Origin of the sequence: Fibrobacter sp. UWH5 (assembly GCF_900142505.1) — a bacterium.
Classification (GTDB): Bacteria; Fibrobacterota; Fibrobacteria; order Fibrobacterales; family Fibrobacteraceae; genus Fibrobacter.
This window is the reverse complement of record NZ_FRBB01000004.1, coordinates 39,405-61,378: the sequence shown is the minus strand read 5'-3', so window position 1 is coordinate 61,378 and position 21,974 is coordinate 39,405. Positions and strand designations below refer to the sequence as shown.

The 21,974-nt window shown below is 51.7% G+C and carries 18 protein-coding genes; 6 read left to right on the top strand and 12 right to left on the bottom strand.

Going from position 1 to position 21,974, the window contains the following annotated elements; translation table 11 throughout:
- Positions 1–13: 13 nt before the first annotated feature.
- Positions 14–781, bottom strand: a complete 768-nt coding sequence (locus BUB38_RS05290; protein ID WP_073234867.1) for a hypothetical protein — start codon at positions 779–781, stop codon at positions 14–16.
- A 71-nt stretch (positions 782–852) separates the two neighbouring features.
- Between BUB38_RS05290 and nspC the strand changes: the two genes are divergently transcribed.
- Both nspC and tsaE read left to right on the top strand, forming a co-directional pair.
- A complete protein-coding gene (nspC, locus tag BUB38_RS05285) occupies positions 853–1,980 on the top strand; it encodes a carboxynorspermidine decarboxylase (protein ID WP_073158112.1) in 1,128 nt (375 codons plus the stop codon).
- 296 nt (positions 1,981–2,276) lie between these two features.
- Positions 2,277–2,684 carry a tRNA (adenosine(37)-N6)-threonylcarbamoyltransferase complex ATPase subunit type 1 TsaE gene (tsaE, locus tag BUB38_RS05280; RefSeq protein WP_073158109.1) on the top strand — a complete coding sequence of 136 codons (408 nt, stop codon included), beginning with the start codon at positions 2,277–2,279 and terminating at the stop codon, positions 2,682–2,684.
- A gap of 101 nt (positions 2,685–2,785) precedes the next feature.
- Here the strand turns inward: tsaE and BUB38_RS05275 are convergent, their stop codons facing one another.
- The 3 genes from BUB38_RS05275 to BUB38_RS05265 are packed head-to-tail and all read right to left on the bottom strand — an operon-like array spanning position 2,786 to position 5,080.
- Complete coding sequence (locus tag BUB38_RS05275; RefSeq protein WP_073158106.1) at positions 2,786–3,382, bottom strand: hypothetical protein; 597 nt, start codon at positions 3,380–3,382, stop codon at positions 2,786–2,788.
- 36 nt (positions 3,383–3,418) lie between these two features.
- Entirely contained in the window at positions 3,419–3,865 is a 447-nt protein-coding gene (locus BUB38_RS05270) for a SufE family protein (protein ID WP_073158103.1), read from the bottom strand.
- 6 nt (positions 3,866–3,871) lie between these two features.
- Positions 3,872–5,080: an NAD(P)/FAD-dependent oxidoreductase gene (locus BUB38_RS05265; protein WP_073158100.1), complete on the bottom strand. Its 1,209-nt coding sequence runs from the start codon at positions 5,078–5,080 to the stop codon at positions 3,872–3,874.
- Between the two features lie 120 nt (positions 5,081–5,200).
- On the opposite strand from BUB38_RS05265, the gene BUB38_RS05260 reads away from it, so the two are divergent.
- A complete protein-coding gene (locus tag BUB38_RS05260; RefSeq protein WP_083541948.1) occupies positions 5,201–6,613 on the top strand; it encodes a pentapeptide repeat-containing protein in 1,413 nt (470 codons plus the stop codon).
- A gap of 111 nt (positions 6,614–6,724) precedes the next feature.
- On the opposite strand, the gene radA is transcribed toward BUB38_RS05260, so the two are convergent.
- The 4 genes from radA to BUB38_RS05240 all read right to left on the bottom strand — a co-directional run bounded on the left by radA (position 6,725) and on the right by BUB38_RS05240 (position 10,710).
- Positions 6,725–8,122: a DNA repair protein RadA gene (radA, locus tag BUB38_RS05255; protein WP_073158098.1), complete on the bottom strand. Its 1,398-nt coding sequence runs from the start codon at positions 8,120–8,122 to the stop codon at positions 6,725–6,727.
- A gap of 223 nt (positions 8,123–8,345) precedes the next feature.
- Positions 8,346–9,224, bottom strand: coding sequence for a hypothetical protein (locus BUB38_RS05250; protein ID WP_073158095.1), 879 nt, complete (start codon positions 9,222–9,224; stop codon positions 8,346–8,348).
- Positions 9,225–9,252: 28 nt separating this feature from the next.
- A complete protein-coding gene (locus BUB38_RS05245; protein WP_073158092.1) occupies positions 9,253–9,816 on the bottom strand; it encodes a deoxycytidylate deaminase in 564 nt (187 codons plus the stop codon).
- A 159-nt stretch (positions 9,817–9,975) separates the two neighbouring features.
- The gene (locus tag BUB38_RS05240; protein WP_073158089.1) at positions 9,976–10,710 is read right to left on the bottom strand and encodes an SDR family NAD(P)-dependent oxidoreductase; all 735 of its coding nucleotides are present in this window, start codon (positions 10,708–10,710) and stop codon (positions 9,976–9,978) included.
- Between the two features lie 228 nt (positions 10,711–10,938).
- Here BUB38_RS05240 and BUB38_RS05235 point away from each other — a divergent pair, with 228 nt between their 5' ends.
- The 3 genes from BUB38_RS05235 to BUB38_RS05225 all read left to right on the top strand — a co-directional run bounded on the left by BUB38_RS05235 (position 10,939) and on the right by BUB38_RS05225 (position 16,812).
- Entirely contained in the window at positions 10,939–12,612 is a 1,674-nt protein-coding gene (locus BUB38_RS05235; RefSeq protein ID WP_073158086.1) for a sodium-dependent transporter, read from the top strand.
- Between the two features lie 123 nt (positions 12,613–12,735).
- Complete coding sequence (locus BUB38_RS05230; RefSeq protein ID WP_083541945.1) at positions 12,736–16,128, top strand: MFS transporter; 3,393 nt, start codon at positions 12,736–12,738, stop codon at positions 16,126–16,128.
- Positions 16,129–16,305: 177 nt separating this feature from the next.
- A complete protein-coding gene (locus tag BUB38_RS05225; protein ID WP_073158084.1) occupies positions 16,306–16,812 on the top strand; it encodes a RidA family protein in 507 nt (168 codons plus the stop codon).
- On the opposite strand, the gene BUB38_RS05220 is transcribed toward BUB38_RS05225, so the two are convergent.
- The 4 genes from BUB38_RS05220 to proB all read right to left on the bottom strand — a co-directional run bounded on the left by BUB38_RS05220 (position 16,813) and on the right by proB (position 21,935).
- Positions 16,813–17,316: an HD domain-containing protein gene (locus tag BUB38_RS05220; RefSeq protein WP_073158081.1), complete on the bottom strand. Its 504-nt coding sequence runs from the start codon at positions 17,314–17,316 to the stop codon at positions 16,813–16,815.
- Between the two features lie 105 nt (positions 17,317–17,421).
- Positions 17,422–20,055: a DNA mismatch repair protein MutS gene (mutS, locus tag BUB38_RS05215; RefSeq protein WP_175547645.1), complete on the bottom strand. Its 2,634-nt coding sequence runs from the start codon at positions 20,053–20,055 to the stop codon at positions 17,422–17,424.
- Between the two features lie 17 nt (positions 20,056–20,072).
- The gene (gene scpB / locus BUB38_RS05210) at positions 20,073–20,780 is read right to left on the bottom strand and encodes an SMC-Scp complex subunit ScpB (protein WP_073158075.1); all 708 of its coding nucleotides are present in this window, start codon (positions 20,778–20,780) and stop codon (positions 20,073–20,075) included.
- A 15-nt stretch (positions 20,781–20,795) separates the two neighbouring features.
- Complete coding sequence (gene proB / locus BUB38_RS05205) at positions 20,796–21,935, bottom strand: glutamate 5-kinase (RefSeq protein WP_073158072.1); 1,140 nt, start codon at positions 21,933–21,935, stop codon at positions 20,796–20,798.
- Positions 21,936–21,974 lie beyond the last annotated feature (39 nt).

Here is a 21,974-nt window from a genome sequence, read left to right as displayed (position 1 = left end):
CCCCAAACCGCAATTACTTTTTCTTCTTGCTGTTTTCGTATTCGCGCTTCATTTCGGCAGAGCCCTTTTCGTCGCGATTATAAACTTCGGGAGGAACGTTATCAAAGCCCTGCAGAGCGTTGAGCCAGTTATCGTTCAGGTCACGGAATTCCAGCTTGTTCAGGTTGTATTCAAGAGCACCATCGGTAATATCGAAGGTGATAAAGTCCCAACGGACCACCTTACGGTCGCTGAACACTTCGCGGCTGACCAGAGAACGGTCAGAATCAAAGCGGTAGCGGGCCTTGAACACATATTCACCAGTCATCTGATAACGACCGGAATCGGAATAAGTACGGGTAACACCAATCAAGGTATCGTTCATGCAGAAACGGAGTTCAGCATCGCGGAAGGCATGACCGTGAGCCACAATGGGAGTGCGCCACACGCCCACCAGCTTTTCCTTCATGGACTTCTGGAGAACGGTATCGATGTTCCAGTGGTCGAAGTTCTTTTTGTCGTACTTGGCGCGCTGGACGTACTTGCCTTCCTTGATCAGTCTGCGAACGCTATCGGCCTGAACCTTAGCGAGGCTATCAGAGTTACGGGGACCGACGGAGGGAACAGCATGATTCATGGAATCCAGTTTTGCCTGGATCATTTCATCAAGAGTCGAAGCGCCACGGGGAGCCGCCACCACCTGGGATTCAACCTTGGAGGGAACGGACTGAGCCATTGCCACTCCGGCAAAAGCCAGAGCCAACAGCGAAATAACAACGTGCTTATAAGAAGAAAATCTCATCACCGTTAAATGTAGTTAAAGCATAAGCAAAAAAGTTTAAAAAGGTGTAAAAAAAGGCTATCTTTGGCCCTATGCTAGACTATTCTCAAGTTCCATCCCCCTGTTTTGTCCTCGATGAGGCCCGTCTCCGCCGAAATATGGAAATTTTGGACGATATCCAGAAGAAAACCGGCGTAAAAATCATCTGCGCCCTGAAAGGTTATAGCTTTTGGCGTTCCTTCCCCCTGATCGGCGAATATCTAGCCGGGGCCACCGCCAGCAGCCTAAACGAGGCTAAACTGGCCAAGGAAGAAATGGGAAAGGAAGTCCACGTCTTCGCACCGGTGTATGACGACGACGAAATCGACGAAATTTTGAGCTGTGCAGGCCACATTACCTTTAACAGCTTCAGCCAGTGGCAACGATTCAAGGAAAAGACCCTGAAGGCAGGCGTTTCTGCAGGCATCCGCGTCAATCCCCAGTATTCCACCGTAGAAACCGACCTTTATAACCCCTGCGGCAAGTTCAGCCGCCTTGGAGTCACCGAAGCCGAGTTCAAACCGGAACTTCTGGACGGAATTGAAGGTCTCCATTTCCACGCCCTCTGCGAACAGGATGCAGACGCCCTGGAAGGCGTACTGAAGGCATTCGAGCAGCACTTCGGCAAGTATCTGAACCAGATGAAATGGGTCAACTTCGGTGGTGGCCACCACATCACCCGCAAGGATTACCACCGCGATGAGCTGGTCCGCATCCTGAAGGACTTCATGGGACGTTACCCCCATCTGACTGTCATCATGGAACCAGGCGAAGCGGTCGGCTGGCAAACCGGCGAACTGGTAGCCACAGTCGGCGACATCGTCCACAACGAAATGGACATCGCCGTACTGAACGTCTCCATTAGCGCCCATATGCCCGACTGTCTGGAAATGCCCTACCGCCCTGCCGTTACCGGTTCCGCATTCCCCGGCGAAAAGCCCTACACCTATAAGCTGACCGGAAATTCCTGCCTGGCCGGCGACCAGTTGGGCGACTTCTCCTTCGACAAACCCCTGCAGGTCGGCGACCGAATCATCTTCGAAGACATGATCCACTATACCATGGTGAAGACCACATTCTTCAACGGTGTGCGCCACCCCAGCATAGGCAAGTTTGACGAACAAGGTAAGTTCCACCTGCTCCATAAGTTCACCTACCAGCAGTTCAAGGACAAGCTGTAGCAGGTATCAGGTCGCTCGCAAAGCTCACTTTCAGGTTCGAGGTATGAGGGCGGGGCCTGCGGCTCCTTTTAGAAAGTAGACAGTAGGCAGTAAGCATTTTTTGTCAGCGGCTCTTCCTACTTCCTACTAACTTCTAATAACCGTGCCAAAGGCGCCTTGTTCAGCCATGAGTATTCAGCTTTGAGCCATGAGTTATCATAACTGCGCCAAAGGCGCCTGGCTTATTAACTCACAGCTCAAAACTCATAACTCACTGCTCATCGCTCAAAACTATTCACTCTTCACTGTTCACTATTATGAAGTTTACGTCAGAAGAAACCACTTATGCTTGGGCCGTGGAATTCGGCAAGTCCCTGAAACCAGGCGACAAGGTGGCCCTGTTCGGCAACCTGGGTGCAGGCAAGACGGTTATTAGCCGCGGAGTCTGCAAGGGTCTCGGATTCGAGGGCGCCGTATGCTCCCCCACCTACACCATCCTCCACGAATACCCCAACAATCCGCCCATTTTCCATTTCGATCTTTACCGACTGGAAGGTGGTGCCGACCTGAACGAAGTGGGTCTGGATCCCGACTACCTGGAACAAGGTGTCAGCCTGATTGAATGGCCGGAACGTCTCGAAGAGAATGACCCGGGCATCACCCACGTGATCCGCATCGACATTCTCAACGAAACCGAACGGGAAATACACTTGGAAAAACGTTGAGGCAAAACCTCAAATAGACGGTCCTAAAAAATATTGTGGACATCAAAAAACACCGCATTTCATTGCGGTGTTTTTCAGTTCAGCAAACCTTTTGACAAGAATTACTTCTGAGCATCAGCTGCAGGTTCAGCAGCCTTTTCTGCGGCGGGTTCTGCAACCTTTTCGGCAGCAGGAGCGGCAGTCGCAAACTTTGCGATTTCATCCCATTCAGACTGGTCGCCCGTGTACAGAAGCATAGCACCCTTGTATTCGGTCACGATCTTGACTGCGGCGGCGGTATCGCCCTTGTCGAAAGCGGCATTGGCGCTAGCCAGCAAATCCTTCTGGGCAGTACGCATATCTTCCACTTCGCCCAGGCGGTTCTGGCGAACCACTTCCAGAGTATCGCTTACAAAACCCAGATCCCAGGTAGCCTCATAGCACTTTTCCATTTCGACATACTTGGACGCATCGGTCTGAGCTGCAGTATAAAGAGTTTCGCAAGTAGCGAAGGCTTCTGCACTGGTGCGCTTGGCATACTGATAGTACTGGTAGCCACCAATAACCAAGGCAATAATCACCAGGAGGGTAACACCATCCTGCCAACCCATGACAGGAGCCACAGGCATCTTCGGCTTGCCGTTAACGGTTTCGCCAGCTTCCAGGCGTTCTTCAGCCTCGTCAAAGGGGCTCTTTCCATTCAAGAAACTAAAAGACATTTTCCTTTATCCTTTACTTTTATAAATCGCGTTCTTCTACTTCTTGGCCAGAGCAGCAAAGACTCGGGCGTACAAATAAATCTGCTTTACAAGGCTCGCAAAACCGTTAGACCTTGTAGGTGAAAGTCCAACGTTTAGACCAATGTCCTGAAAGAACTTCGGGTCCACCGCCAGAATGTCAGCCGGAGCGGTATCATTATAAATCTTGAGGGCCAGGGCTCCCAGACCACGGCTGATCAGGGGATTCGTAGTGCCGCCTTCCACATCCATTTCAAAATGGAGCAGGTTTCCGTCAAAATTAGGAACCAGGTACATGGTGGATGCGCAACCAGAAATAATGAACTTTTCTGCCTTAAGAGCGGCGTCCATCCCCTTGTGGGCCTTAGCCAGATCAAGGATGAACTTCCACTTGTCATCGGGATCGGTGAAGCCAGCGAACTTGGTTCGAACTTCCTCGAGACGTTTTTCGATAATTTCAGACATACTAGACTACCAGTGGAGGAATGACCTGAGTTTCCAGACTAAGGACGGACTTGCCCACAGGACGTTAAAGAATATGCGGAACAGAGTCTGCTTCTCTTTAGGCAACTTGGACAGACGCAAGGCAGCCTTGTCGAACTGCTCGTCTGTAATCTTGTTGAAGCCAGGCTTTCCGCGGGCAATCTGCATATGGGACTTGCCCATTTCCTGCATCCAGCGCTGGTGGGCGCGGGCCTCGATCGCTTCACGGTTTTCGCCAGAATCCTGCAACCATTCCATGGCAGCCTCGGCCACAATCTTACCGCAAAGGAGGGATTCCGTAATGCCGGAACGGCTAATGGGATTGACGCAGCTGGCAGAATCGCCGGCCTTAAAGAGACCGCACTTGGCGATCGGCTTATGGGACTGTCCGCAGGCAATCATGCCCCCGTAGACAGCCTTGACCGTAGAGCCAGGATAGTCGCGAGCGATAAAATCAAGAAGTTTCTGGCGGAGGGAACCCTCGTTACGAACGTCCTTCCCCAGCACAAAACCAATATTTACTTCCTTGCCGTCACGGGGGAAGATCCAGCCGTAGCCGTCCTTAAATTCACTACCGAAGAACAATTCAATATGTTCACGGCTATGAGGAATGCCCTCGGCCACCGCAAAGACTGCAGGTTCAAGATCAGTGGCACCGTCTTCCATGCCCTCGAGGCAGGGGATTCCACGGGTCAGCTTGGCACCGGGGCCAGAGCAGTCTATAATAAGGGTAGAACTTAGGGTTTCTTCGACACCCTTGGAAGATACCACCACATTCCAACCGTTTTCGGTGCGATCCAGCTTCTTGACCACGGAGTCAAAATGACATTCCACACCAGCCTTGACGCATTCGTCGGCAATATTCTTGTGCAGAGCGGAGCGATTCAGCTGATAACCACAATCCTTACTATAAAACTCGGCGCGGTAACGTTTGGGAGAGGTAAAATAAATCCCGGACAGGTTTCCGCGAACAAAGGAGGAATCCACAGGCCAAAGGGCCTTCAGACGCCGAGAAGATACCGCTTCGGCACAGAAAATAGGCTCTTTCCAAGGTTCCTTTTTATCTAGAAGCAAGACCCGTCTAGCACCGGAAGTCTCCTTTTGAACCAGACGTCCAAGGGTGCAGGCAGCCATCAAGCCTGCAGGACCGGCCCCACAGACCACCACATCGTACTGTTTTGACGAAAAATTGCTCATTTCGCCCTACAAGTTAGCTTTTATTTATAGAGTTTTTTTAAAAGTCTTGCAGTTTTGCAAATTATTTAGTTATTTTAGGGCTATCCGTTATCTGGTTTATCCTCAAAGGGAATGTTATATATGAATATGAAGAGAGTTTCAAAGTTTGGCCTTTGCCTTGTTAGTGCACTTGCACTGAACGTATTCGCACAGGACAACTGGGCAGGCAAGGATCTGAACGTTTCTTTCAGTAACAAGCGTATCGATGGCTTCAACTTCAGCAAGGCTAAGGCAGTCAAGAACACCACCGACTTCCGCCGTGCTACTGGCGAAGGCCCCAACTTTACAAAGGCAAGCCTCCAGGAAGTTTCTTTCCAGAACGCTGTGATTAGCGACGCTAGCTTCGAAGACGCCAACCTCGAAAAGGTCGTCATCAGCGGCGCAGACATTCGTAACTCCTCTTTCGAAGGTGCAAACCTTGCAGGCGCAAACCTCTACCGTGCAACCCTCCTGGGTAGCCAGTTCCCCCAGACCAACATGAAGAATGCCCGTCTGGACGCTATGAAGGTAGACGAAAACACCAATTTCGAAAAGTCTGACCTCACTCAGGCTTCTGTCATGGACGTTGACCTTACCGGTGCAAACTTCTACAAGGCCAACCTGACCAACACCAACTTCTCTCGTTCCTTGATGGCTGGTGCAGACCTCCGCAAGACCACCATGGTCAAGACCGACTTTACCGCCTGTAACCTGATTGCAGCAAACTTCAAGGGCGTGGACCTGGTTGACGTTAACTTCGCCAAGGCCGGTCTTTCCCAGGCTGAATTCAGCGGTGCAGACTTCAAGAACGTCAATCTGCAGGACGCAGACCTTTCTCTGACCACCTTTAACGATGTTGACCTTTCTAAGGCCCAGCTCCAGAAGGCCAAGTTCGCTCAGTCCACCGTCAAGAACATGAAGTTCAGCGGCCAGGACCTGACCGGTGTTGTATTCGACAAGGGCTCCGTTTCCAAGAGCGAATTCAACAAGTCCAAGATGAGCAAGACCTCTTTCTTCGACACCGAAGTTAGCAAGAACGACTTTAAGGAAGCTGAACTCCTGAAGGCTGTCTTCGACGGTGCTTACGTCCGTAAGAACATTTTCGACAAGGCTGACCTGACCAAGGCCAACTTCGCCAACTCCACCATCGAACGTTCCGACTTCATCCTCGCTCAGATGGGCGGCGTAAGCTTCGCCGGCGCTAAGCTGGAAATGGTTAACTTCACCAATGCCAACATGCAGGGCATCAAGATCGACGCCGACACCAAGATGAACGACGTTGACTTCTCCGGTGCAAACCTGGATGGCGCTAAGATCGAAAAGTTCACCGCCAAGAAGGTGATCTACGATAACAAGACTGTCTTCCCCTCCGGTTTCGATCCTCGTCAGTACGGCTTCACCAAGCGCGGCGAAAAGGCTGCTGACATCAAGGTCGAAGGCAAGAAGTCTTCTGTAGCAGACGACGCAATGCCCAAGAAGAAAAAGAAGAAGAGAAAATCCGACGACGAAGACTAATTTCTTCTTTGCTTCTTAAAACCAAAGCGGATTTTATAGAACTTAAAAACACCCTGCATCGCAGGGTGTTTTTTTGATGTTCACAGTCAAAGCAGCATTGGCTTTTTACATCTACTTTTTATCCATCAGCCAGGCTATGGCCTCACCCAAGGTCTTTACGCGGACCACCTTAAGGGAGCGACCACCCTCGCGGGACGGATCCGCTCCAGACGCAGGAACGATCGCTTCGGACATTCCCAGTCGACCGGCCTCTTTAAGACGCTGATCCAGCAGACTTACGCTGCGGATTTCGCCAGACAGACCTAGTTCACCGATGGCAATAGTCTGACGGGATAACGGAATTCCCAAGTGGTTGCTGGCTATAGCTAGAGCCAAGGCCAAATCCGACGAAGTATCGTTCACCTTCATGCCCCCGGCAATGCTTGCAAATACATCGGACGCCCCGATTGTGATACCGCCAAACTTTTCAAGCAGGGCCAGTATGATAGTGAGCCTCTTGGCATCGATACCCGCCGCCACCCGCTGAGGAACCGCAAAGGTAGTCTGATTCACAAGGGCCTGAGTTTCAAAGAGCAGCGCCCTTGACCCTTCCATGGTACAGCACACGACACTCCCCGGAGTAGGCGGAACGCCTTCCTGCAAGAACACCTTGCTAGGATTCGGGACGGAAGCCAGCCCGTGGCTCGTCATTTCAAAGACGCCGATTTCGTCGGTAGCGCCAAAACGATTCTTTATGGTTCGAAGAAGACGGTATTGATGATTCCGGTCGCCTTCGAAATAGACCACGGTATCCACCATATGTTCCAGAATACGGGGGCCAGCAATCTGGCCGTCCTTGGTAACATGGCCAATCAAGATGGTAATGCAGCCTGAGTTTTTCGCCCAGACCATCAAGTCCAGAGTACATTCACGAAGTTGCGCCGCGGACCCGGGCGTTCCTGAAAGATCACCCTTATACACAGTCTGAATGGAGTCGATTACCAATATTTGCGGTTTGATTTCGTTTGCCTGCTGAATAATCTTTTCGAGGCTGGTCTCACAGAGCAGTAGCATATCGGAGCCAGCCACGTTCAGACGTTCGCTACGGAGTTTAACCTGACAGGCGCTTTCTTCGCCACTGACGTACAGCGCCTTGACGCCAGCCGCATTCATGGTAGCGAGAGTCGTCAACACAAGAGTCGATTTACCAATTCCGGGATCGCCACCAATCAGAACAAGACTGCCTGGAGCAAAGCCGCCTCCAAGGACCCGGTCGAATTCCGTGTTTGCAGTACTCAGACGTTTCGTATCTTCCGTGGCCACATCTCGCAGGGCCACCACCTTATGCACGGGGCCTCCCAAACCGCGGCCACCTCGACCGGCAGCCACATCCAGCTTTTCTATAGCATGTTCCTTGAGGGTGCTCCAGGCACCACAGAACGGGCACTTTCCGGCCCACTTCGGCGTAGTATTGCCGCATTCCGTACAGAGGAACTCAATTTCTTTCTTAGACTTACTTACTGCTACCATGTGCACCAATATAACAAAAGTCCGTTGACATTTTCTGTCAACGGACTTTTTTCTTAACAATTAGCGGAACTTTGCCCGACTCTCCCCCATTAACCTCGGGTGAGACGCAGGAATTTCAACCTGGAAACCTGAACCAAATCCAGCCCAGCTATTATCATCCAACGACATGACGGCAGTGGCGACATAGCCTACGAAACCGCCAACACAGAAAACTTGTTCACCATTACTTTCTCATGATAGTGAGAGCGAACCCAACGGTATACATGGAAGATTCTTCCCTGCGATAATCGCTATCGTTATCATCAACAGCGTCATCAATACTCAGGGACCATGTGAAACCAATATTGAAGTGATCCGCCATTCTCCACACATATCCTGTTTCAAACTTGATTCCGACGGCCACGTCATCAATGCCCCCCACATCCTCAACGTCATCCCAGGAAATGTGCTTCTGGGCAGCAGACAAAACGAAACCGAAATCCAGCCCCAGGAAAACGCCGCTTGAAGCAGACTGCGGGTCATTGCTAAGGAAACATGTCACACCACCACCAATGAAAAATCTAAAGGCGCTGGTCTTGGCCTTACGATACTCGTTCTCATCGGAATCATAGTATTCTTCTTCTGTTTCACCATAAGATCTGCCAAATTCCATTACAAAATGAGGTGCAGCCCAGCCACGAATGTTGCCACCAATTTTCAAACCAAGTATCGGACCCAAACCAGAGTATTCCCGCTCCATCTGATCACGATTATAATAATCATTGTAATAGCTGGCATAGCTACGATACACCGTTTCACGACTGTAACTATTCCACATAATACCCAAGGTAAGGTCAAGGAAGAAGGCGCTTCTGGCAGGAGCCGTCTGCACCTGGGCTACAAGTTGACCGGATGCCGTGTTGGATTCAGCGGTGTTTGCACACGGAGAATAAACCGAGCACTTGGAAGGGGATGACGCAGATGCAGGTTCCGCATACGTTGACGGAGCCGGTGCAGAAACAGACGCACTGTTTTCGTCTGCGAAATCCAGGGCATCCGAATCATCTTGCTGCGCAAAAACAGTCGCTGCACAGAATAAAGAAAGAAGAAATAACTTCCTCATGACTAACCTCCGAAAAAAAGAAAATTTTTTACGCCTTCGCAGGCTTTGAAACAACAGGGCGAATACGTTTACCGCACAGAGTCACAACAATGTGGGCCTGGGCGAACATGTAGTAGGCGGTGTCGCGGCTGTTGTTCAAGGTGGACTTAGGATCGTAATCGTCCTTCGTGACAAAGACTTCAGAAACACCGGAAAGGCTTACATCCAGAGCACACCTTTCACAGGGGAATCCAATCACGTACAGCTTGGAACCTGCAGGTACCTTACCGCGGGCATAATGCAGGGCATTGATTTCGGCATGTACCATGAAGGGATACTTATTAGCCTCGAACTCGTGATGGCTCAGGAGTTCACCGGAATCAGCATCCAGCAGGTCGTAGGCCAACAACTGCTTTTCGCGAGTGTAGGGGACTGTTTCGTCGTCAAAACCGGCAGGAGCACCATTGTAACCAGTGCTGATGACGCGCCCCTCGGGAGATACCAGGATAGCTCCCATCTGAGTGTTCTGATCCTTGGAAAGACGAGCCTGGGCCACCATCATCTGGGTGTAGACTTCGTCGCGAAGCTGTGTACGGGAAGGTTCCTTGTTCATGGCGCTAAATATATAATAAAAGTTTTACTGGATCCTTCGCTAACGCACAGGATGACAGCAAAAACGCATTTATCAACACCTTGCGGAACTCAGGAAGACAATAAAAAACTGGTGGCAGCCGAAGCCACCACCAGCTTTTTTGGGGGTTAGGAGGAACTTTTATTGAACGTCTGCGCCTTTCTTGACAGCGTCTTCAAGAGACATGCCGGTAAATTCCTGTGCGCTAAACCAGCGACCGCTCTTCTTGTCGTCCAGGAGGACACCCACCATGGAGCCGGGGATAACCGTTTCGGGAGCGTTGGGAGCTGCGGGGCCACCCAGGTCGGTACGGAGCCAACCCGGATCCATGACGTTCATCATGACGTCGGTTCCGTTCAGCTTGACAGCGAAATCCTTGACGAACTTGGTCAGGGCGGCCTTTGCGCAGGCATAACCCATCAATTCCGGTTCATTGGCGATACCGCTGGTAGTGAGCTGCATACGGCCAAAACCACGCTTGATCATACCCGGCAAGAAATGATAGGCAATCTTGATGGGAGCGTAGAAGTTCACAGCCATGGCGTGGTGGAAATCTTCCATGGTATTGGACAGATAATCCTGGAAATAATGGCTCATAAGACCGGCATTATTGAAAACCAGGTCTACCTGAACGCCCCAGGAGTCGATTTCAGCAAGGGCAGTGTCAATTTCTGACTCAGATTCAAGATTGCAGCCAACAGCGCGGACTTCAACACCATAGGGTTTCAGTTCTTCGATAACCTTGTCGGCATTAGCCTTGCAACGACCCTGAAGAATGATATTTGCGCCCAACTTGGCCATTTCAATGGCAGTTAGACGTCCTACACCGCGGCAACCGCCAGTAATCAAGGTCCATTTACCCTTAACGTCAATCATTTGTCCAATCCCTTTTTTAAAAAGCCAGTCTTTTTTGTCAAACCGGTCTTGTATGCTCAAAAAATATTCAAAAAATCATAGAAATCGGGAATATTTTACGCAAATCTTGTATACACTTGTAAAAGGGGCAATATTTCACTACAAAAACGCATACGTAGCTATTACCTAAATGTGACAAGAGGCACATTTTTCTAGATTGAACCCCAAATTTATTTAGGGACATATACGATGAACAATTCTAGAGACAACTGGGGCTCAAAGATTGGCGTTATTCTCGCCGTTGCCGGTTCTGCCGTTGGTTTAGGAAACTTTTTACGATTCCCCGTTCAGGCTGCAACAAATGGCGGCGGCTCCTTTATCATCCCTTACCTGATAGCATTCCTGCTTTTGGGAATTCCTCTGTCCTGGATGGAATGGACTCTGGGCCGCGCTGCCGGCGGTAGGCGTCATGGTACGGCTCCGGGCGGTTTCCACTATATTCTAGGTCAGAAACCCTGGGCAAAGCACTTGGGCTCCCTCTGCATTCTGCCTCCGCTGTTCATTACCTTCTATTATATGTTCATCCAGTCCTGGATTCTGGCATTCACCTATTATTCTGCAACCGGAATCTTGATGGATGTGGTTAAGGGTGGATATGGCCCCATGAAGGAATTCTTCGGCAACTATATTATGCTGAACACCCAGCTGGGTCCCTTCCCTGCCGCCATCGTTTTCTTCCTGATTACTTTCGCCTGCAACATGGCACTGCTTTCCTTCGGTGTGCGCAAGGGTATCGAACGAGTCAACAAGATTACCATGCCAATTTTGCTGATTATGGGTTTGATTCTGGTGGGACGCGTTCTGACAATTGACGGCATCGGTAAGGGTCTCGCCTTTGTGTGGAATCCGAACCTGTCTGAAATTACCAACCCCACGGTATGGCTCGCCGCTTCTGGTCAGGTGTTCTTTACCATGAGTCTGGGCATGGGTATCGTTTTCTGCTACGCCAGCTACCTCAGACCCAAGGAAGACCTGGTTCTCTCGTCTCTTACCGCAGGCGCCACCAACGGTTTTGCAGAAATCATCCTGGGCGGCACCATCGTGATTCCCATGGCCGTTCTTATTGCAGGCAACAACATCGAAGAATGCGCAAAGCTCGGAACCTTCGGCCTGGGCTTCCAGACCATGCCTTTCGTATTCGGTCAGCTGCCCTTTGGCGGATTCTTCCAGACTCTGTGGTTCGCCATGCTGTTCATTGCCGGCGTCACTAGCGCCATCTCCATTATCCAGCCCCTGATCAGTTTCTGCGAAGACGACTTGAAGCAGACCCGCAAGGGCGCAATCACATCTGTCAGTATCGTAACCTTCCTGGGCGGTCTCGTAGGCATCTTCGGTCTTGCAGCCGGTGCCGTAGATGAATTCGATTTCTGGGGAGGCAGCTTCCTGCTGGTATTTATCGGCACCATCCAGGCAATCGTCTTCTCCATTGTCTTGGGCAGACGCAAGTCCGCAACCGTCAAGGACGAAAACGGCAATCCGGAGAGCGAGGCCTTCGCCCTGATGAACGAAGGTGCCGCCATCAAGCTTCCCAAGTTCTTCAGATTCATTATCCGATTTGTATGCCCGATCTACTTGGCCGTAGTGCTGGTCGCCTGGCTGATCCACGACGGTTGGGCCGTAGTCAGCCTGCAGAACGTACCTGCAGACGCCATGGTCACTTTCCTGGGTTGCGAAATGAGTCAGATTTCCTTTACCTGGGGCATCCGTATTTTCTTGCTGGTCCTGACCATTCTCTTGAACGTGCTCATCTACTTTGCTTGGCGCAAGGGTGATCCCGCAGACCAGCCCCCCAAGAACCACCACAAACAGAACATGTCTGTGGGAAATTCCGACACTGAACGTTCGTCAAACATGGAGGTCTAACAATGGAACTCACTACCGGCGGTCTCATTTTCATGATTGGCTCCTGGACAGCCATCATAGCCCTCTGCGCGTTCTGTTTCGCCAAGGTCTTCAAAAAGAAATAAACACCCACCTCGAGTTTTTATGAAACTGTATAAATACCACGGAGCTATTCCTTTCTTCTTCGCCGTATTCTTCGGCGCATTTACCCAGATGGGAATCTTCGTTCACTTCCAGGCCTGGCTCAGTGCCAATTACCAGGATACTGCGTTCCTCTGGAGAAGTCTGCTTTTGCAGGTGGGGATGTTCGTGCCCAGCATCTTCATGATGCCCATTGCAAGCTACTTTGTGAGCAAGCAATCCGAGAGCAGAGCCATGGGTTGGTCCAGCATCATTGCAGCAGCAGCCCTTATCGCCATTTCGGTCTGCTACGTTACGGATTGCAACTGGGTTGCATTTGGCTTAGTTGGAGTCTACGGCATCGGCTATGCGCTCCATGTGCCAGCCCGACTCAGCGCCATGCAGAAAGTCTTTGACGGAAGCGATCTTGTAAAGGCAAACGCCTGGTTCATGATTTACTACGTACTGGGAGTTGCACTGGCCGCCTACCTCGGTTTTATCGGTTTCAATCAGATTCTCTTTATCTACCTGGGCGCCTCCGTCGCCACAACCATTTTCAGTTTCTTTGTCCGCGTGGGACGCCGCGACGAGTCCATCAAGTATCGTTCCGCAAGTCGCGTCTTTACCGCCACCTGGAAGATTCCCAGCGCCCGCCTGGCCATTCTCGGTCTTTCTGCCTTCTGGGGTGTCATCCAGATTCTGATGCTTCTGGCACAGCACATGTCCAGCGGCAGCGCTAACAACGCTTTCAGCCTGACCCTGGCAGGATTTGTATTTACAGTAACGCTGACTGCAGCAGGTATTATCGTCGGCGCCGTCATGGCAAGTCGTTCTTCCAAGGGGTTCGTAGAAACAGGCATCATTCCCTTTGCCGCAATCGCATCGGCTCTGGTCATGTTCCTGATTCCCTTCGTTCATATTGACTGGCTGCAGGGCATCCTCTACAGCATTCTTGGAATCAGCACTGGTGCCGCCTTTGTCATTCTTAGAACAACAACCCAGAATCTGGCCAAGACCAACACGGCAGGACGAATTCATTCTGTATCCAACATGATCCAGATGATTGTTCTTACAGTACTCACAGGCGGTCAGACACTGCTCCTCATCTTTACCGACTGTCAGATTTACCACTGCTTCCTGATTCTGTCTGTAATGTTCATCATCACCTTCATCCTAACATTGCGGAGTAATCCCATGACACTTCTGCGAGCTGGCCTCCGCTTTGCTTTCAGCTATGTTTTCCGTTACCGTATCATGGTAAAGGGAAGCGTGAACATTCCCGAAAGTGGCCCCGCCCTTCTAGTCGGCCCCCACTTCAGCTACATCGACTGGGCAGTACTCCAGATGGCAAGCCCGCGCCCCCTCCGCATCGCAAGCAACAGAAATACCTTTGCGGACTGGTACCAGCGCTGGCTGTTCCACGGCAAGTTCCTGATTCCCATTAACCGCCGCGATCCCAAGCCCGCCATGGAAGAAATCCGTCAGGCCTTGCTCAATGGAGAAGTGGTGGTAATCTTCCCCGAAGGTGAAGTTTCCAAGTCGCCGTTTATTTCAAAGTTTACTCTTGATTATTCCGCCGCCGTCAAAGATACCGGCGCACAGATCATTCCCTTCTATATTCAGGGTCTCTGGGGCAGCCGCTACAGCCACGCCTCGGAATGCGTCAACCGCCCCCAATATTACAACCGCATCGTTAGCGTAGGCTTCTCCAAGGCTCTGACCGAAACGGCAACCGAAGAACAGATCCGCGCCGACTTGCAGGCACTGAGCGCCGACGTGTGGAACGTAGCCATGGATCACTCCAAGCCCATCGTTCCGCTGTGGTTCAGGGCCATGCGCAAACGCCGCAACCGTCCCATTCTCATCGACCCTGCAGGCAAACACGTTTCCGGCCACGGCATGCTCCGCCTCTGCCACCGTTTCGGCGGCAAAATCCGTTCCGTTTCCAAGGGAGAACGCCACATCGGCTTTATGCTCCCCACCAGCCGTGACGCCGCCCTAGGCATCATGTCTATTCTCGGCACTGGCAAGACCTCCGTCAACCTGAACTATACCGCCCCCGTAGACACTGTGTTGGGTTGTATCGAAAAGGCCGAAATTTCTACGGTGGTCACCACCCGCGCCTTCTTGACCAAGCTTTCCAGCAAGAACCCCGCTTTCGAAGAAATCGCCAACCGTTGCAAGATGATCTATCTTGACGACGAAGAAGAAAAGTTGGGTTCCATCGGAAGAATACTCGATGCCGCAAAGATCAAGTTCCTCCCCGCCAAGTGGCTCAAGTTCCTGTGGTTTACTTCCGCAAAGCCTAACGACGATGCCTTGATCCTCTTCAGTTCGGGTTCCGAAGGTACCCCCAAGGGCGTTCAGCTGACCCACAAGAACATCGTCTCCAACGCCCAGCAGATGGACTACATCATCAAGATGCATCGTGGCGATGTCATGACCTGCCTCTTGCCGCTGTTCCACTCCTTCGGCTTTACCATGACCTTCATGGCACCCATGCTGAACGGTGTTCCCATGGTGCTCTGCCCCGATCCCACCGACATCAAGACTTTGGCTCGCGTCTGTGCCCAGTACAAGACTACCATCCTGATGGGTACCCCCACCTTCCTGCGCGCCATCGTTATCAACCGCTGGGTCCACCCCATGTGTCTGGACTCCCTGCGTTACATCGTGGCCGGTGCCGAAAAGCTCCGCCCCGAAATGCGCGAAGCCTTCAAGCTGAAATTCGGCAAGGACATCTACGAAGCTTACGGTTGTACCGAGCTCTCCCCCTTGGCCACCCTGAACGCACCCAACGTGTTGCTGGATGACTTCCTGACCATGGGCAAGTGCAACGATACCTCCAGTATCGGCCTCGGCATCCCTGGTTCCATCACCGCCATTATCGATCCCGAAACCAACGAATTCCTGGAACCCACCGCAGAGGGCATGATCGTGGTCAGCGGTCCCCAGGTCATGAAGGGTTACCTGAAGGATCCCGAAAAGACCGCAAGCGTGGTCTTCGAAAAGGATGGCCGCCGCTGGTACAAGACCGGCGACAAGGGCACCCACACTCCCGACGGATTCGTACAGATTCTCGGTCGCTACAGCCGCTTTGCCAAGCTGGGCGGTGAAATGATTTCCCTGACCGCCGTGGAATTGCGCCTCGCCGAAACCAAGCTCCTGGAAGGCATGGAATTCGCAGTCACCGCAGTTCCTGACTCCGTGAAGGGCGAACGAATCGTGCTGCTGGTAAACGGCCAGTTCGACGTCGAAGAACTATCCCGCAACATCCGTAAGTCCGGCATCCCGCCCCTTATGATCCCCGGTTCCGTATTCAAGGTGGACAGCATCCCCAAGCTGGGTTCCGGCAAGTGGGACTTCACCAACATGAAGAAGTTGGCCATCGAACTGATGGAAGGCACCAAGAAGTAAATCTTCTGGGTATTCCTACAACAAGAGCTATAGAAAAGGCGGATCGAAAGATTCGCCTTTTTCTATGAGTTTTTTATGGGGAACCGCAAATAAAAAAAAGCAAACTTTATAAAGAAAAAGAAAAACTCAGAAAAGGAAAGTTTGTATTATTTAGAGGTAAAAGTCAAGGAGATCCTTATGCAGAACATCGTTAAGAAAGTCGAAGAACTGGGTTTGACCCTTCCCGCCGTTGCAGCCCCTCTGGCCGCATACGTACCCGCCACTCGTGCAGGCGATGTGATTTTCGTGTCGGGCCAGCTGCCCTCCGTGAACGGTGATTTTTCTGCATACACCGGCATTGTGCCCGACGCCCTTTCTCCGGAAAAGGCCAAGGAAGGCGCAGCCATCTGCCTGCTGAACAACCTTGCCGCCGCCATGAGCTTACTGCAGGACGGCGAAACCTTGAAGCTGGTTCAGCTCCAGGGCTTTGTGCAGTCTAACCCGGAATTCAAGGAACAGCCCGCAATTTTGAACGGAGCCAGCGAACTGGCCGTACAGATTCTGGGTGATAACGGCAAGCACGCCCGCACCGCAGTAGGTGTGGCCGCCCTGCCCAAGAACGCCGGCGTAGAAGTCAGCTGTACTTTCCAGGTGATCAAGAGCGAAACCAAGTTCGAAGGTCGCTACGGCTGGATTGAAAAGTAACTAGAATTCAAATCGAAGCAACCAATCTCGCATTTTTTGCGTCGGAACGTTTTCCTTGCGGGATTTGGTTGCAATAAGGGCGCCCGCCGAGGTCGCCATTTTTTGTGGATCCAAAAGAAAATCTACGCGGCCCAAATCCAGACGGTCGGCATCGTAGCAAGTATCGATCGTCGGGTCACCGCTACTACGTTCCGTAGTATGGTGCTTGCAGGCGTGATACAGTTTTTCAAACTGTTCGTCCGTAATTTCGAACAGTTTTTCTTCGCGACATTTTAGAGCAAATTCAGCCCCGCGGCCGCCATGCTTGCTATCGTAGCCGTCACTTTCCCGCTTGGAATCATGAAAGAGCGCAAACAGACGAACCACAGTGACATCGGCCTTGGTCTTTTTAGCTAACAAAAGTCCGTTAAACTCCACCTGGCGCCAATGGGCCAATCCGTGGATATTGGAATCGTAAACCCGATCCTCGAAAACGTAGTCCTGTAATGCAGCGAAATCGATCATACAACAACTAATAGCAATTTTTTCAGTTGCCACACATTCTTTGTAAAAGAAAAGGTGTTTGCAGGATATGCAAAAACCTTTTCCCTTTAACCTTTACGCTCTACGCTATTTCCCGTAGTGGTCCTTCATGTCCATCAGGTATTGGAGCGCCTGCATGGGGGTCATTTCTTCGGGGCGGAGGCGGCGGATTTCTTCCTTCAGAAGCTGGGCGGATTCGTCTACAGGGGTTGCAAACAGGTCCACCTGGGGCTTTTCCTTCAGTTTCTTGTTGGCGGCTTCGTCGCTGGGGTCGATCTTGTGCTTTTCTAGGCGGAGCAAGATCTTGCGGGCACGGCGCAGCACGTTATTGGGAAGGCCTGCCATTTCTGCCACATGGATACCGTAGCTAGAGTCGCAAGCCCCTTCGAGAATCTTATGGAGGAACAAGAGTTTATCGCCCTTTTCCTGAACGGCCACCTGGTAGTTGCCAGCATGTTCAAGGTCTTCCACCAGGCCAGTCAATTCGTGGTAGTGAGTTGCAAAGAGCGTCAGGGCAGCGCGGGCCGGCTCGTCGTGCAAAGTCTCCACGATGGCCCAGGCGATGGAGAGACCGTCGAAGGTACTGGTACCGCGGCCGATTTCGTCAAGCAGCACCAGGCTGTGGGCGGTGGCGTTACGCAGGATGTTCGCAGTCTCGATCATTTCCACCATGAAGGTAGAAAGGCCTCGGCTCAGGCGGTCGCTGGCACCTACGCGGGTAAAGATACGGTCCACAACGCCAATGCGGGCACTTTCCGCAGGCACAAAGCAACCGATCTGTGCCATCAGGACAATCAAGCCAGTCTGACGCAGGTAAGTTGATTTACCGGCCATGTTGGGGCCAGTAATCAGCATCAGCCGGGTCGCCTCGGGAGAAAGCGTTACATCGTTGCTGATGAAATCCAGGTCAGGATTTACCGCAACGATCACCGGATGGAAACCACCCTTGATTTCGATGCCGGAACCTTCAAAGACTTCAGGGCAAACATAGTTGTACTTGCGGGCGGCGCGGGCAAAACTGTAAAGCGTATCCACGCGGGCAATGGCGTTGGCGATTTCCTGAAGTTCTGCACGCCAGGAGTTGACGCGGTCGCGGAGTTCGCAGAAAATCTTGTATTCCAGAGCGTGAATGTTCACTTCGGCATTGCTGATGATGGATTCGCATTCCTTCATTTCCGGAGTGATGTAACGTTCGGCATTCACCGTAGTCTGCTTACGGATATATTCGTCGGGAATAGGATTGGTGGCCTTGGCCATGGCGGCGCGGGTCACTTCGATGTAGTAACCGAAAACCTTGTTGTAGCCCACCTTAAGACTGGGAATTCCAAGACGTTCCTTTTCGCGAGTTTCAAGGGACGCAATCCACTGACGTCTATCCTTAATGTCAGCATTCATGGCGTCCAGTTCTGCATTGGCGCCTTCGCGGATCATGCCGCCTTCGCGGACAGTCAAGGGCAAGTCTTCGTTAAACTGGTTGAGAAGTTCCTCTCCCCTGCCCTGGGCGCGGATCAAAGCCTCACGCATGGGTTCGAAAATGGGAGAACGCAAACCTTCCAGAACATCGGCCACCTTGGCGGCCTGAGAAAGGGAGCGGCCCATACCCGCAAGGTCACGGGCATTGGCACGGCCAGAGCCTACGCGGCCCATCAGGCGTTCCATATCCAGAATAGAAGTGAGAGATTCCTTCAACTCGTCAAGGGCTACCGGATTGTTCACCAGTTCATCGACGGCTTCTTCGCGAGCCTTGATGCGGTCTACAGAAATCAGCGGATGGCTCACCCAGTCCTTCAAAGTTCTACCACCCATGGCAGTAACGGTAAAGTCCAGCACATAGCAAAGGGTGCTGCTCATGTCATCGGCGTTCAGCGGGCGCACCAGTTCCAGGTTACGCAAGGTGGACGGATCCAATGTCATGTAGTCATCCAGATTCAAAATTTCCAGAGCCGTAAAATGAGACAGCTCAGACTTTTTCTGGAACATCAAATACTGGAGCATGGCCCCAGTCACAGAAGTTTCTTCGGGGCGGCCATCAAGACCAAGGCCATCCAGAGCTTCCACCTTGAAATGGCTAAACAGCGTATCGCGGGCAGCCTCTTCACCGAACTGGAAAGCGGGCAGTTCAGTCACCAGAATATTTTCGGACTTTACCAAATCCATGACACCATCGGGAATCACGGTTCCTTCGGGAACAACGATTTCCTTGGGCATGCGGCGGCAGAATTCACATTCAAAAGCCTGAATGGAACTTTTACTTGTGGCCAAATAACCGGTAGTCACATCGGCGATGGCAAAGGCGGCCAAGTCGGCACACTTTCCGTCGACGGTTTCCGCAACGGCAGCCTTCGCAGGGATGTAGGCGCAAAGGTAATTTGCTTCCTTAGCATCCAGGTTAGCTTCGTTCATAGCGGTACCGGCACTGATGATTTCAACAATGTCGCGCTTGACGATACCCTTGGCCAGTTTAGGATCTTCGACCTGTTCACAGATAGCCACTCGATAGCCTGCGGCCACCATCTTGGGAACGTAACGTTCAGCGGCGTGGTGAGGGAATCCGCAAAGGGGTGTGGCTCCAGATGCACCGTTATTGCGGCTGGTCAAGGTAATGCCTAAAATCTTGGAGGCGATAACAGCGTCTTCTTCAAAAAGTTCAAAGAAGTCACCCATTCTAAAGAACAGAATACAGCCCGGATTCTGGGCCTTGATATCGTAATACTGTTGCATTAAAGGAGTGCAGGCCATTACAGATCTCCCATAGAAAGTTCAACCTGATCCGGATTATCCTCAGGTTCCTGAGGTTCATCGTTGGCAATGGATTCAGGCTTGGCGTATTGAGGCACCAGGGCGCCGGCTTCCAGAAGTTCGCTAAATTCGCGGAGGCGGGGCAAGTCTTCGGGAATGCGGTTGATTCCGAAGTACTTCATAAATTCCTGGGTGGTCACGTAGGTGTAAGGGTTACCCACAGTTTCGGCGCGGGAACCCAGGGCGATGAAACCCTTATCCAGCAAGTTACGGATCGGGCCATCTACAGAAGACACGCCACGAACCTGTTCAATGGCCGCCTTGGTAATGGGCTGCTGGTAAGCAATCACAGCGAGAGTTTCAAGTGCAGCCTGGCTTAAGCGGCGGGCATTTGCTTCGGGGAACAACTTGCGGACCCAAGGATAATACTTGGCGCGAGTACGGAAGCGATAACCACCGGCCTGTTCCACAATTTCAAAAGGTGAATTGATCTTGTTCAGGGAATCGTTGGCAGCAATAAGTGCGTCAGACACTAGGCGAGCATCCAGGAAGTCGCCCAGGATTTCGCGAAGCTTCTTCAAAGTCACCACATCAGTAGAGGCAAAAACCAATGCCTGGATAATGCGAGCCAGATCTTCCTGACTTTCAACTTTCGGGAGTTCCGCCGATTCTTCGGCCAATTCGTCTAAGTTCTGATCTTCTGCCATAATTCAACTCTCTTATTAAAACACCACCAGGTCGTTCTTGTGAACCAGTTCGTCGGCAACGTCCTTACCCAGCAAGGCATGGATTTCGGAAGTCTTCTTGTGGAGTACAAGCTTCAAAGTTTCACTATCGAACTTTGCGACACCGCGGGCCACAGCTTCGCCAGATTCGCTCAGGACTTCAATAAGGTCGCCCTTGTCAAAATGTTTCTTCACAGCGACAACACCAACGGGCAGCAGGCTGGAATGCTTTTCGCGCAAGGCCTTTACGCCACCTTCGTCCACCACGACACTTCCGCGGGGAGTGGTAATAAAGCTGAGCCAACGCTGACGGCTGTTCAACTTTTTCTTGGAGCCTACAAATAAAGTACCTTCAGCCTGTTCGAGAATCACTTCGTGGGGAAGCACGCGCATACCGCAAGCCAGGAACGCATTGCAGCCGCTCTTGGTTACATTACGGATAGCTTCAAGCTTACTGCGCATACCGCCGGTACTTACAGCAGAACCGGCTTCGCCGGGCTTACCAGCCAGAGCGAGAACAGCGGGAGTAATTTCGGGAACGAAACGCAGCAGGCGGGCATTGGGATTCTTCTTGGGATTATCGTCAAAGAGACCGTCTTCGTCCGTAAAGATCAGCAGCAAGTCTGCATCCAGGAACAGGGCCACGTCAGAAGACAGCTTATCGTTATCGCCCACCTTGATTTCAGCCACAGCCAGGGAGTCGTTCTCGTTGATGATAGGAACAATCTTACGGGCAAGCATGGCCTTGATGGTGTTCTGCAAGTTCTTGTAACGGCCGCGATCGCGGAAGTCATCTGCAGACAAAAGAATCTGGCCCACAGAAAGCTGGCACCAGCGGAACATTTCGCGGTAGGCGTACATCAAGTCAATCTGACCCACTGCAGCGCAAGCCTGCTTTTCAGCAATGACCGTAGGCTTTTCCTTATAGCCCAGCTGACTCATGCCGGTACCCACAGCACCGGAAGTCACAATCACCACTTCCTTGCCGGCTTCCATGAGGCGGGCAACGGAATCAGCCAGCTTCTGGATATAGCGGGTACGGACGCCACCCTTTTCGGAATCCACCAGAATGCGGGAACCAATCTTTACCACAATGCGGTGGGCTTCATTCAAAATGTTCTTTCTTAATTCACTCATATTCAGGTCGCACCTTTGGTGCTTTCAGTTTTCAGGTCG